Source organism: Variovorax sp. W1I1, assembly GCF_030815625.1.
GTDB classification, from domain to species: domain Bacteria; phylum Pseudomonadota; class Gammaproteobacteria; order Burkholderiales; family Burkholderiaceae_C; genus Variovorax; species Variovorax paradoxus_C.
This window is the reverse complement of the sequence record NZ_JAUSWZ010000001.1, coordinates 4,636,900-4,649,814: the sequence shown is the minus strand read 5'-3', so window position 1 is coordinate 4,649,814 and position 12,915 is coordinate 4,636,900. Positions and strand designations below refer to the sequence as shown.

Below are 12,915 nucleotides of genomic sequence, written 5' to 3'. Positions count from 1 at the left end.
CGGCGGCTGCATAGCATGCGAGGTTTCCCACGGGGCCAGAATCCAAGCACCATGAAAAGAATCCAGTTCCTTCAAGGGGCCGCCGTTGCGCTGCTGTGCATGGCCGCCTCGTCCGCCAGTTTGGCCGAGGGCTATCCGAACAAGCCGATCCGGCTCATCGTGCCGTTCCCCGCAGGCGGCGCCACCGACCTTTTCGCCCGCACGCTCGGGCAGAAGATGGGCGAGAAGCTCGGCACCCAGCTGATCATCGACAACAAGCCCGGCGCCGGCGGCGCCATCGGCTCCGACCAGGCCGCCAAGGCTCCGGCTGACGGCTACACGCTGCTCTTGGCCACCACCAGCACGCATTCGATCGGGCCGGCCGTCGTGCCGAAGTTGCCTTACGACACAGTGCGCGACTTCACGCCCATCGGCCACGTGGGCGATGCGCCCAGCATCATGCTGGTGCCGGTCAATTCGCCCGCCAAGACTGTGCGCGAGTGGATCGACTACGCGAAGAAGAACCCCGGCAAGCTCAACTACGCATCGAGCGGCAACGGCACCATCGTGCAGCTCACGGCCGAGCTCTTCAAGGCGCAGGCCGGCGTGTTCGTGACGCACATTCCCTACAAGGGCACGGCGCTCGCGATTCCCGACCTCATCAGCGGCAAGATCGACGTGCTGTTCGATTCGCTCCCCACCGGCATGCCGCATGTGCGCGACGGCCGCCTTCGCGCCCTGGGCGTGACGACGCTCAAGCGCTCGCCGCTCGCGCCCGAACTCCCGCCGATTGCCGACACGCTGCCGGGCTACGAGTCGAACACCTGGTTCGGCTTCTACGGCCCGAAGAACCTGCCGGCCGACATCGTGGCGCGCGTCAACAAGGCGGCGAACGAAGCCATTGCCGATCCGGAGGTGAAGGACAAGCTCGCGCGCCTGGGCATCGAGCCCGCCGTTGCCGGCACGCCCGAGCAGTTCGCGAAGATGGTGGCCATCGACGCCGCCAAGTGGAAAAAGATCGTGGTCGAACGCAAGATCACCAACGAATAAAGAGAGCGCCGAAATGAACTTCGATTTCAACAATCCTTACCTCTCCACCCGCATCCCGATCTTCGCGCGCAACGTGGTGTCGACCTCGCACCCGCTCGCCTCGCAAGCGGGCCTGCGCATCCTTCAACAGGGCGGCAATGCCGTCGATGCGGCCATCGCCACGGCGGCCGTGATGACGCTGGTCGAGCCGGTGAGCAACGGCCTCGGCAGCGATGCCTTCTGCATCCTGTGGGACGGCAAGGAGTTGCATGGCCTGAACGCCTCGGGCCCCGCGCCCAAGGCCTGGACGCCCGAGTACTTCAAGGCGAAGTACGGCGCCGACGCCGCCACGCCGCCGATGCGCGGCATCGACTCGGTCACCGTGCCGGGCGCGGTGCGCGGCTGGGTCGCGATGAGCGATCGCTTCGGCAAGCTGCCGTTCGCCGACCTGCTGGCACCGGCCATCGACATCGCGGAGCGCGGCTATCTCGTGCCGCCGGTGGTGCAGGGCAAGTGGGCCGCGGCCGCGCCGCTTCTGGGCTCGCAACCCGGCTTTGCACAGACCTTCCTGCCCTGGGGCCGCGCGCCCGAAATCGGCGAACTGTTCCGCTTCGCCTCCGCGGCGCGTGCGCTCAAGGCCATCGCCCGCACCAAGGGCGAGGCCTACTACAACGGCGAGATCGCCGAAGCGCTCGCGAAGTTTGCGAAGGAGCAGGGCGGCTCGCTCACCGTGGCCGACCTCGCGGCCTACCAGCCCGAGTGGGTCGAACCGATCTCGCGCGAGTACCGCGGCCACACGCTGCACGAGATTCCGCCGAACGGCCAGGGCATCGCGGCGCTGATCGCGCTCGGCATCCTCGAGAAGTTCGACATCGCTTCGCTCCCGGTCGATTCGGTCGAATCGCAGCACCTGCAGATCGAGGCGATGAAGCTCGCCTTTGCGGACGTCTACCACTACGTGTCGGAGCGCAAGACGATGACGGTGACGACCGAGCAACTGCTCGACGACGCCTACCTTGCCTCGCAGGCGCGCCTCATCGACCGTAAGAAGGCGCAGGACTTCAAGGCCGGCAACCCGGTCAAGGGCGGCACCATCTACCTCACCGCGGCGGACGAGAGCGGCATGATGGTGAGCTTCATCCAGAGCAACTACATGGGCTTCGGTTCTGGTTGTGTGGAGCCCGAGTTCGGCATCAGCCTGCAGAACCGCGGCCACGGTTTCAGCCTGAAGGACGAGAGCCCGAACGTGGTGGCACCGGGCAAGCGGCCGTTCCACACGATCATTCCGGCCTTCCTCACCAAGGACGGCCAGCCGGTCATGAGCTTCGGCGTGATGGGCGGCAACATGCAGCCGCAGGGCCACATGCAGACGCTGGTGCGCATGCTCGACTACAAGCAGAACCCGCAGGCCGCCTGCGATGCGCCGCGCTGGCGCTTTAACGCGGGCCTGGAGATCAACGTCGAGGCCGCGATGAACCCGAACACCGTGCAGGGCCTGCGCGATCTCGGGCACCACCTGGACGTGATCAACGACTCCTACCAGGACTTCGGCGCCGGCCAGTTCATCTGGCGCGCGGGCGAGCCGTCGGTCGAAGGCTACGTGGCCGCGAGCGACCCGCGCCGCGACGGCGTGGCGGCAGGGTTTTAACGAGCGCGCGATGATCGGGGGATGACCAAGACCGCCGCGCAGACCGGCATCCCCCCTTCTTCTCATGCCGGCGCAAAGAGCATTGCGCCCGGTCTCATCCTCGCCTCGCTGGGCGCGATTGCATTCAGCGGCAAGGCGATCATCGTCAAGCTGGCCTACCGCTACGGCGTTGACGCGATCACGCTCATCATGCTGCGCATGCTCTTCGCATTGCCGCTGTTCGCGGTGATGGCATGGTGGGCGGGGCGCGGCAAGCCGGCGCTCACCTTTCGCGACTGGCTCGGCGTCGTCGGCCTGGGCTTTTCGGGCTACTACCTCGCGAGCTTTCTCGACTTCGCGGGGCTGGCCTATATCTCGGCCAGCTTCGAGCGGCTGATCCTGTATCTCAACCCCACGCTGGTGCTGCTGTTCGGCTGGGTCCTGTACCGGCGCCGCGCCACGCGCCCGCAGGTGCTGGGCATGGTCGTGAGCTACGCGGGCGTGCTGCTGGTGTTCGGCCACGAGCTCTGGACCGGTGGCGGCGGCAAGGGCGGCGGAGCGGCGGCCTGGGGCGCGTTCCTCGTGTTCCTGAGCGCGGTGAGTTATGCGGGCTATCTCGTCTACAGCGGCGAGTTCGTCAAGCGACTCGGCTCGCTCAGGCTCGTGGGCCTGGCCACCACCGTGGCTTGCCTGCTGTGCATCCTGCAGTTCGTGCTCACGCGGCCGATCAGCGTGGCGATGCAGCTCGCGCCCGAGGTCATCTGGCTCTCGGTGCTCAACGCCACGGTGTGCACGGCGGTGCCTGTCCTGATGGTCATGATGGCCATCGAGCGCATCGGCCCCGCGGTGGCGGCGCAAACCGGCATGATCGGGCCCCTGTCGACCATCCTCATGGGGGTGGTCATACTCGATGAGCCGTTCACCGCGTGGATCGCGGCCGGCACGGTGCTCGTCATTGCGGGCATCTTCGTTTTCACACGCAAGGGGCGCGAAGCCCCTGCACGTTAGGAGCAACAAACATGGATCTGGGCATTGCAGGCAAGACCGCGCTGGTGTGCGGCGCGAGCAAGGGGTTGGGCTACGGCTGCGCCGAGGCGCTGGTGCGGGAAGGCGTCAACGTGGTGATCGTGGCGCGCGGCGCCGAGGCGCTGCAAGCGGCTGCGAAGAAGCTGGCCGAAGTTGCCGGCGCATCGGGCCCCTTCGTCAAGCACGTGGCGGCCGACATCACCACCGAAGCCGGCCGCGCCGCCGTGTTCGCGCTGGGCCATGACTTCGACATCGTCGTCACCAACGCCGGCGGCCCGCCGCCCGGCGACTTTCGCAACTGGGACCGGGAAGCGTGGATCAAGGCGGTCGACGCGAACATGCTCACGCCGATCGAACTCATCAAGGCGACGGTGGACGGCATGGCCAAGCGCGGCTTCGGACGCATCGTGAACATCACGTCGAGCTCGGTGAAGTCGCCCATCGACATCCTGGGCCTTTCGAACGGCGCGCGCAGCGGCCTCACCGGCTTCGTGGCCGGCGTGGCGCGCACGGCCGTCGCGGCGCAGGGCGTGACCATCAACAACCTCTTGCCCGGCTCCTTCGAGACCGACCGCCTCAAGGGCACGATGGCCGGCACGGCACAGAAGACCGGCCAGGACTTCGACACCGTGTGGGAAGCCCGCAAGAAGAACATCCCGGCCAAGCGCTTCGGCACGCCGGCGGAGTTCGGCGCCATCTGTGCGTTTCTCTGCAGCCAGCAGGCCGGTTACATGACGGGCCAGAACGTGCTGGCGGACGGCGGCGCCTACCCCGGCACCTACTGAGTCGGCTCACGGGCGAGGGGAGGCGCATCGTGAGCAGCAACAACAACAGCAGCAACAGGTCTTTCGAAAAGATCACGCTGGTGTCGGTCACGGGGCTGCCCGACGCACGTGGCGCGGCGATGACGCTGAAGCACAGCCGGGCACAGATGCCCGGCGCCCGCGCCCTGCTGTGCAGCCCGCAGGCGCCCCATGATCTGCCAGCGGGTATCGCGCACGTGCCGATCGCACCACTGAACTACCACGAGTACGGCTGGTTCATGATGTTCGCGCTCTGGCGGGTGGTGCAGACCGAATTCGCGCTGGTGGTGCAGGAGGACGGCTGGGTCGTCAACGCAAACAATTGGCGCGACGAGTTCCTGGACTTCGACTACATCGGCGCGCCGATCCATCTCGCGAAGATCGATACACCCGAAGGCACGTACTGGCGCAATCGCTTCGAGTGGGCCGATGAACTGCACAAGCCCGGCCACAGCGTCACGCCGATCCAGAACGGCGGCTTCAGCCTGCGCAGCCGGCGCTTCATGCGCGCGCTGGTCGACCACCCGCACATCCGCGTCGAGATTCCGCCGCCCGATGCGGTGCAAGGCGATCCGCTGAAGATGCACTGGCAGCACAACGCGCTGCTCGAAGACGTGCAACTGAGCGGCGTGCTGCGTCCCGCGCTCGAAGCCGTTGGCATGCGCTTCGCCCCACTGGAGCTGGCGCGCAGTTTTTCCATCGAGCATGCGGGGCCGCAGCTGCACCATGGCTACAACGCGATGCTGCTGTTCGGGCACCACGCGAAGGTGCGGCAACTGGCGAGCTTGTCGCCGCTCACGGTGCGTTCGTTGATTCCGCTGTCGCAGCTCGATGCCTGGTACGGCGAGCGCGACATCCTGCAGATGTTCGAGCGCAATGGCTATCGCATCGAGTTCGCGCCCGAGCCGGTGGCGCCCAATGCTGCGCCGCGCAGGGTGTACGACTGCATCACCTACAACGGCGAGGCCGACATCCTCGCGGCGCGGCTGCATGAGCTGGCCGACGTGGTCGATTGCTTCGTCATCGTCGAAGCCGACCGCACCTTCAGCGGTGAGCCGAAGGCCCTGCGCTTCGATGCCACCGACCCGCGCATTGCCGCGTTCCTGCCGCGCATCCGCTACGTCGCGGTACACGACATGCCGGTCGTCGATGAAGCCGCGGACGCGGTGCCCGTGGTCGGCGACTGGCTCTCCGACACGCCGACCTCCGGCTTCTGGATCCGCGAGAAATTCCAGCGCAACCAGATCGTGCGAGGGCTGCACGATGCGGCGCCCGATGACCTGATCCTGATCTCCGATGCCGACGAGATTCCGCGCGCGTCGGTGGTGCAGGCGATGCGCGACGACCGGCGGCACGCGATCTTCGGGTTGTGCCTGGCGTTCTATTACTTCTATGCCAATTACCGCAATGTCGAAGGGCCGGAGGCATCGTCGGTCTGGACTGTCGCGGCAACGCGCGCGCAACTGGACGTGCTCACGCCGGACCAGTTGCGCATGCGAGTGCGCACCGGGGCGCAGCCTGCGCTGATCCTCGCGGAGGCCGGCTGGCATCTCTCGTACCTCGCGATGGATGAGGCTGCGGTGCGGGCCAAGATCCGTGGCTTTGCGCACCAGGAATACAACTCGGCGGAGTTCCTGGCTGCCATCGATATTCCGGCGCTTCTGGCTTCGGGGAAGGACTTGTACGACCGGCCGGGTTACGCGTGGCGACTGATCGGGCGCGACGAGGCGCCGCAGTGGCTGGCGGGCCAGCCGGAGTTGGCGCATCTGTTCGCTGGGGGGGCGCCCGAGGCAACGCGCTACGCCAAGGAGTCTTACGTCACCGTCCAGCCGAGCCCCTTCGGTTTCTGGGAGCGGCATGCGAACCGCCACATCCTTCAGGCCTGCGCGCCCTTCATCCGGGGGCGCGTGCTCGATGTCGGCTGCAACCACGGCGCGAGCACCTACTGGCTGCGCGAGAACCCGCAGGTGACCGAAGTGGTCGGCGTGGACCTGAACGAAGAGGCGTTGTCGCTCGCACGCGAGCTCTTCGCGTCGGTGCCCCTGCCCAGCCTGTTCGTCGATCACGACATGACCAGCGACGGCCCGATCTTTCCGCCGGCCGACACCGTCGTGAGCTTTCATACGCTGGAGCACATCTACGCCGACGACGTGCCCGACTTTCTTTCGTCGGCATGCCAGTCGCTCGCATCGGGTGGTTGTTTCGTCATCTCGATTCCCCATGACCGCGCCTACCCGGACCCCTGCCATGTCGGCTTCTATACCGAGGCCAGCCTGATCCAGATGATGGAGGCGGCGGGCCTGGAGGTCGTCGAGTGCTTCAAGGACGACCGGTTCGAGCAGAAAGACCTGCTGACGGGCGTGTTCCGCAAGTCTTGACTTGGGGGGCGCTGTTTGATCAGCGCCGCGACGCCACCACGATCCCACTCACGATCAACACGAACGCCACCCCGTGGTACCAGTGCGGCGCCTCGCGGAGAAACGCCGCCGACAACACCGCCGCAAACAGCGGCGTGAGGTTCATGAAGATGCTCGCCGCCTGTGGCCCCGCGCGCTGCACGCCGGTGCCCCAGCAGCGATAGGCGACCACCGCGGGGCCGATGCCGATGAACGCCATCGCGGCGACCAGTGGCCAGCCCAGGTCGATGTGGGCGTCGGTCAGCGTCCATTCGCCGGCGGCCAGCGCGCCCGACCAGGCGAGGCCGAACACCAGTTGCGCCATCAGGAAGGCGGCCCAGTCCTGCCGCACCTGCTTCGGTTCGTGCGTGCGCGCCAGCAGCCAGCTGTAGAAAGCCCAGGCGATGGTGCCCAGGATCATGTAGAGGTCGCCCGGCACCAGCCGCAGCGCAATCAGCTGGCGCCATTCGCCGCGGCTCAGCACCAGCAGCACGCCGAGCATCGAGAGCAGCGCGCCGGCGATCTCGCGCGTGCTGATGCGGGCGCCGAAGAACAGCATGCCGACAGTGAGCATCCACAGCGGCAGGCTCGAGCCCACCAGCGTGACGTTGATCGGCGTGGACGTCTGCAGCGCCATGTATTGGAACGCGTTGTACAGGCCGATGCCCAGCAGCCCGAGCACCGCGTAGCGCTTCCAGTGCGCCCAGAGCGGACTGCCGCTGCGCAGCACCGAGGCCGCGAGCGGCAGCAGCAGCACGAACGCGATCACCCAGCGCACGAAGTTCAGCGTGAGCGGCGACACCAACTCGCGCACCAGCCGGCCGACGACGGCATTGCCGGCCCACAGCAGCGGCGGCACGGTGAGAAGAAGAACGGTGAGGGACGTGAGGCGCGGCTGCGATGTCGACATGGCCGCCGACTCTACCGGCTCTGCGTGGGCATCGCCCCGCGGCCTCGCCAAAGGCCCAAACGTGGCACCATGCGCCTCTTCTTTTTCTGCGCGTGGAGACTTCAACGATGTTGAGCAAAGCTGTCCGTATCGACCGCCATGGCGGCCCCGAAGAACTGAAGATCGTCGATGTGGAAGTCGGCGACCCCGGCCCCGGCGAGATCCGCATCCGCCACAAGGCCGTGGGCCTGAACTTCATCGACACCTACCAGCGCAGCGGGCTCTATCCGTTCCAGATGCCATTGCAGCTGGGCATGGAAGCCTCGGGCGTGGTCGAGGCGGTGGGCGAGGGCGTGACGCACCTGAAGGCAGGCGACCGCGCCGCCTATGCGAGCCAACCGCCCGGCGCTTACTGCGAGGCGCGCGTGATGCCGGCCAAGAACGTCTGCAAGCTGCCCGACGCCATCTCCTTCGAGACCGGTGCGGCCATGATGCTCAAGGGCCTGACCACGCAGTACCTGCTCAAGAAAACGCTGCCCGCCGAAGGCCTGCAGCCCGGGGACTTCATCCTGTTCCACGCGGCGGCCGGCGGTGTCGGCCTCATCGCCTGCCAGTGGGCCAAGGCATTGGGCCTGCAACTGATCGGCACCGCCGGCAGCGACGCCAAGTGCAAGCTGGCGCTCGACCACGGCGCGGCGCACGCCATCAACTACAGCACCGAGAACTTCGCGGCCCGCGTGAAGGAGATCACCGGCGGCAAAGGCGTGAAGGTGGTGTACGACTCGGTGGGCAAGGACACCTACGAGGGTTCCATCGACTGCCTGCGCCCCTTCGGCCTGCTCGCGATCTTCGGCAACGGCTCGGGCCCGGTGCCGCCGATCAACCTGGGCACGCTGGCCTCCAAGGGCTCGCTCTACGTGACGCGGCCCACGCTGTTCACCCATATCGCCACGCGCGAGGCCACGCAGGCGATGGCCGACGACCTGTTTGCGGTGGTCGCGAGCGGCGCGGTGAAGATCCCCATCGACCAGCGCTACCCCCTGGCCGACGTGCAGCAGGCGCACCGCGACCTGGAAGCGCGCAAGACCACGGGCTGCACGATCCTCACGCTCTGAATGAGGCGAAGCGGGGCAGGACAAGTGCAGCCAGTCCTGTCCTACCCGCGGTGGGGTGTCATGCCTTCGACTTGTGACGGGCGCACTTTGTAGGCTGTCCCCAGCACAAGGAGGCAAGCCCGTCATGAACATTCGCACCTTCATCGTCGAAGACAACCCCACCATCCGCGAGAGCCTCGTGGGCACGCTGCGCGAGGTGGCGCGGGTCGATCCTGTCGGCGAGGCGGAAACGGAGGCCGAGGGTTCGCGCTGGCTCACGCGCAATCTGGCGCTGTGGGACCTGGCCATCGTCGACCTGTTCCTGAAGGACGGCACCGGTTTCCGCGTGCTTGAAGCCTGCCGCCAGCGCAACCCGGCGCAAAAAATCGTGGTGCTCAGCAACTACGCCACGCCCGAGATCCGGCGCAAGTGCGCGCACCTGGGCGCCGATGCCGTGTTCGACAAGGCCACTGAAATCGACGACCTGATCGACTACTGCCAGCGCCGCCGTCAGGAGCGGTTCAGCTCTCAGGCAGCACACTGAGGTCGGGCATTCGGCGGGTGGCCTGCAAGCGATGCGGGTCTTCGCGAAAATCACCCTTTCAGGCGCGAGGAGCACGCGCCGGGCTCCGCAAATTGGCGACGAGATTCATGCGCGGAAATCACTCATTTTTCTGCTGCTGCTGAATCTGCCGCACGGGTCGCATCCGTGGGGCGCTCCTTCCCGCCATGTCCCGCTCCCGTTTTCTTCCCGACAACTTCACCTTCGCACTTCTCTCGGTCGTCACCCTGGCCAGCCTGCTGCCCGCGAGCGGCGATGTGGCGCATCTGTTCGAGCTGCTGACGACCGTCGCCATCGGCCTCCTGTTCTTCCTGCATGGCGCCAAGCTGTCGCGCGAGGCGATCATGAACGGCATCACGCACTGGCGGCTGCACCTGCTGGTGTTCTGCAGCACCTTCGTGCTGTTTCCTCTGCTGGGGCTGGCGCTCAAGCCGCTGCTCCTGCCGCTGATGACGCCCGAGCTCTACACGGGGGTGCTGTATCTCTGCGTGTTGCCGGCCACGGTGCAGTCGGCGATTGCGTTCACGGCGATGGCGCGGGGGAACCTGCCTGCTGCCATCTGCAGCGCGTCGGCGTCTACCTTGCTGGGGGTGTTCATCACGCCTGTGCTGGTCAATCTTGTGGTGCTGCCGAATGGAGGACATGCGAGTTCTTCGCTGGGGTCGATCGGGCGGATCCTGTTGCAGTTGATGGTGCCGTTTCTCGTCGGGCATCTCTTGCGCCCCTGGATCGGCAAATGGATTCAGCGTCGGGCTTCGGTGCTGAAGTTCGTGGACCAGGGGTCGATCCTGCTTGTCGTCTACACCGCCTTCAGTGCGGCCGTGATCGAGGGGCTTTGGCGGCAGGTGCCGGCGCATGCGCTCGTCGGGTTGCTCGTGGCCTGTGCGGTGGTGCTCGGGCTCGCACTGGGCTTGACGACGCTGATGGCGCGGAAGCTGGGGTTTGATCTGGAGGACGAGATCACCATCGTCTTTTGTGGCTCCAAGAAGAGCCTGGCGAGTGGGATTCCTATGGCGAAGGTGCTGTTTCCTTCGCATGCTGTGGGGGCGATCGTGCTGCCTTTGATGTTGTTTCATCAGATGCAGTTGATGGTTTGTGCTGTGTTGGCTCAGAGGTATGCGCGGCGAGGGCGTGTTGAGCGTTCTGTCTTGAAGACGGCTGAGTAGGTTTTATTTTCCGAGGCCGGGTCTCGCCCCGGCGGGCGACTCACTTTCTTTTGCTTCGCCAAAAAGAAAGTAAGCAAAGAAAAGGCGACCCCGCTGTCTGCGACCCCTGCGCTTCGCTACGGGGCAACCTGCGGTGCTCGCGGTTCGCGGGGTCTCGCAGAACTCGCTTCGCTCAAACAGCTGCGAGCCCTGATCCGCGAACCGCTGCGCTCCTCGGCGCAGCCAGAGGGGCTTGGGCACCGAACGGGCCATTGCTTCGCTCGGCTTGAGGGGCAGACATGCTGGTGCGCGTCTGCCTTGAATGAGGTGTAGATGTGGGTCTTGTGCCGGTTGCAAGGCCAAGCGAAGCGTCGGCCCGAATTGCGTTGAACGCCGAGCGCAGCGATGGCGCGTACGAAAGCCCTTCTGTATGCGCCGAGGAGCGGAGCGTTTCGCGGATGAGGGCTCGCCCTTGTTTGAGCGAAGCGAGTTTGGGCGAGACCCCGCGAAACGTGAGCACCGCAGGTTGCCCGAAGCGAAGCGTAGGGACGCAGACAGCAGGGTCGCCTTTTCTTTGCTTACGTTCTTTTGGCGAAGCAAAAGAAAGTAAGTCGCCTGCCGGGGCGAGACCCGGCCTCGGAACAAAAAAAGAAACCTAGCTCTCAATCTTCCCGAGCCGAGACTCTCGTAGCCGGCTAGGCGCCAAAGCCCCCGCCGACTCCAGAATCGGATAAGCAATAGAGCAGATGTGCGAATTGATCCGCTTCAAATCGCTGATCAAGTCGATATGCAGCGAACTCGTCTCGATGCTCAGCGTCGTCCGATCCGACAACCGATCCAGGTGAGTCGTCGCATAAGCCCGCTCCAGATCCCGAAACCGAGCCTTCTCTTCCAGAAGCTTCTGCGCATCCCGAACATTTCCGTTCAAGAACACGCTCATGCTCAACCGCAGGTTGGCAACCAGCCGCCCATGCAGCTCGACGATCTCCGCCATCCCGGCTTCGGAAAAGTTGCGTTGCGGTTTGATCTTCTTGTCTTCCACATCGATGATCACCCGCTCGATGATGTCGCCGATCTGCTCCATGTTGATCGTGAAGCTGATGATGTCCGTCCAGCGCCGGCTCTCCTCTTCGCCCAGCGCCTCGCGCGAGATGCGCGTCATGTAGTACTTGATCGCGGAGTACAGCTCGTCCACCGTGTCGTCCAGTTGCCGCAGCTCCTGCGACAGCCGCGTGTCGTTGTTGCGGATCACGTCGAGCACGCCGATCAGCATGGTCTCCACGATGTCGGCCTGGTGCAGCGCCTCACGGGCGGCGTTCGAGATGGCGAGCGAGGGCGTCGAGAGCGCCGAGGGGTCCAGGTGGTGCGGGCGGCTGGTGCCCGAGGCCTGCGGGGTGGGCAGCATGCGCGTGACGAGCTTCGCAATCCACTGCGTGAGGCCGATGAAACCCACGCTGATCACGACGTTGAATGCGAGGTGGAACAGCACCACGCCGTGCGTCTGGTTCGGCAGCTCGGGCTGCACGTAGCGGATCCACAAGCCCACGAAAGGCGCGACGATCGCCACACCCAGTGCCTTGAAGACGAGGTTGCCGACCGTCACCTGCCGCACCGACACGGCCGACTTGGCCGTGGTCAGAACGGCCAGCAAACCGCTGCCGAGGTTGGCGCCGAGCACGAGGCCGAGCGCCACGTCCAGCGGCACCACGTTCGACGTGGCCATGGCCGCGACCAGCAGCACCACCGCGAGGCTCGAATAGGCCACGATGGCCAGCACCGCGCCGATGGTGATCTCGAGCAGCACGTCGCTGTTGATCGACGCGAGCAGCGCACGCACCGCGGGCGATGAGAACAGGGGCTCGGTCGCTTCGACCACCAACTGCAGCGCGAGAAGCATCAGCCCCAACCCGATGAGCACGCGTCCCACGCGCCCCGCCACGGTGGCCGAGCGCGTGATGAACAGCACCACCCCCACGAAGATGAACATCGGCGAGAGCCATGACAGGTCCGCCGAGAACAGCACCGAGATCAGTGCCGTGCCCACGTCGGCCCCCCGCATCACCGCCAGCGCCGCGGGCAGCGTGACCAGGCCCTGCCCGACGAAGGACGAGGTCATGAGCGAGGTGGCGGTGCTCGACTGCACCAGCGCGGTCACGCCGATGCCCGAGAGGGCGGCGGTGAACCGGTTGCGCATGCTCTGCACGAGGATCTTGCGCAGGTTGGCGCCGAACACGCGCAGCACGCCGGTGCGAACCAGATGGGTGCCCCACACCAGCAGTGCCACTGCCGCGAGCAGATTCAGGAGATGCTTCATGGGTGTCGGGTTCTGTCCTTTTCGTTTTGGTTCGTTTCGACCCCATTTTCC

At 65.9% G+C, this 12,915-nt stretch carries 10 protein-coding genes; 8 read left to right on the top strand and 2 right to left on the bottom strand.

Translation table 11 applies throughout. From position 1 onward, the window contains the following. Positions 1 to 51 precede the first annotated feature (51 nt). From QFZ83_RS21815 to QFZ83_RS21795, 5 genes are read left to right on the top strand one after another with little or no spacing between them, the layout of a single operon-like run. Positions 52 to 1,029, top strand: a complete 978-nt coding sequence (locus tag QFZ83_RS21815) for a tripartite tricarboxylate transporter substrate binding protein (protein ID WP_306880056.1) — start codon at positions 52 to 54, stop codon at positions 1,027 to 1,029. Between the two features lie 13 nt (positions 1,030 to 1,042). Further along, a complete protein-coding gene (locus tag QFZ83_RS21810) occupies positions 1,043 to 2,656 on the top strand; it encodes a gamma-glutamyltransferase family protein (protein ID WP_307510002.1) in 1,614 nt (537 codons plus the stop codon). A 21-nt stretch (positions 2,657 to 2,677) separates the two neighbouring features. Beyond that, positions 2,678 to 3,643, top strand: coding sequence for a DMT family transporter (locus QFZ83_RS21805; protein ID WP_307510000.1), 966 nt, complete (start codon positions 2,678 to 2,680; stop codon positions 3,641 to 3,643). 11 nt (positions 3,644 to 3,654) lie between these two features. Next, positions 3,655 to 4,446, top strand: a complete 792-nt coding sequence (locus QFZ83_RS21800; protein WP_307509997.1) for an SDR family oxidoreductase — start codon at positions 3,655 to 3,657, stop codon at positions 4,444 to 4,446. 29 nt (positions 4,447 to 4,475) lie between these two features. Further along, positions 4,476 to 6,842: a DUF5672 family protein gene (locus QFZ83_RS21795; protein WP_307509995.1), complete on the top strand. Its 2,367-nt coding sequence runs from the start codon at positions 4,476 to 4,478 to the stop codon at positions 6,840 to 6,842. A 19-nt stretch (positions 6,843 to 6,861) separates the two neighbouring features. Here QFZ83_RS21795 and QFZ83_RS21790 read toward each other — a convergent pair whose 3' ends face one another. After that, positions 6,862 to 7,770, bottom strand: coding sequence for a DMT family transporter (locus tag QFZ83_RS21790; protein WP_307509993.1), 909 nt, complete (start codon positions 7,768 to 7,770; stop codon positions 6,862 to 6,864). A gap of 107 nt (positions 7,771 to 7,877) precedes the next feature. Here QFZ83_RS21790 and QFZ83_RS21785 point away from each other — a divergent pair, with 107 nt between their 5' ends. From QFZ83_RS21785 to QFZ83_RS21775, 3 genes are all read left to right on the top strand, one after another. Beyond that, positions 7,878 to 8,864, top strand: coding sequence for a quinone oxidoreductase (locus QFZ83_RS21785; RefSeq protein WP_307509990.1), 987 nt, complete (start codon positions 7,878 to 7,880; stop codon positions 8,862 to 8,864). 124 nt (positions 8,865 to 8,988) lie between these two features. Further along, complete coding sequence (locus QFZ83_RS21780; RefSeq protein WP_306880041.1) at positions 8,989 to 9,387, top strand: response regulator; 399 nt, start codon at positions 8,989 to 8,991, stop codon at positions 9,385 to 9,387. A 185-nt stretch (positions 9,388 to 9,572) separates the two neighbouring features. After that, positions 9,573 to 10,571, top strand: a complete 999-nt coding sequence (locus tag QFZ83_RS21775) for a bile acid:sodium symporter family protein (RefSeq protein ID WP_307509988.1) — start codon at positions 9,573 to 9,575, stop codon at positions 10,569 to 10,571. Between the two features lie 634 nt (positions 10,572 to 11,205). On the opposite strand, the gene QFZ83_RS21770 is transcribed toward QFZ83_RS21775, so the two are convergent. Further along, positions 11,206 to 12,864: a Na/Pi cotransporter family protein gene (locus QFZ83_RS21770; RefSeq protein WP_307509985.1), complete on the bottom strand. Its 1,659-nt coding sequence runs from the start codon at positions 12,862 to 12,864 to the stop codon at positions 11,206 to 11,208. Positions 12,865 to 12,915 lie beyond the last annotated feature (51 nt).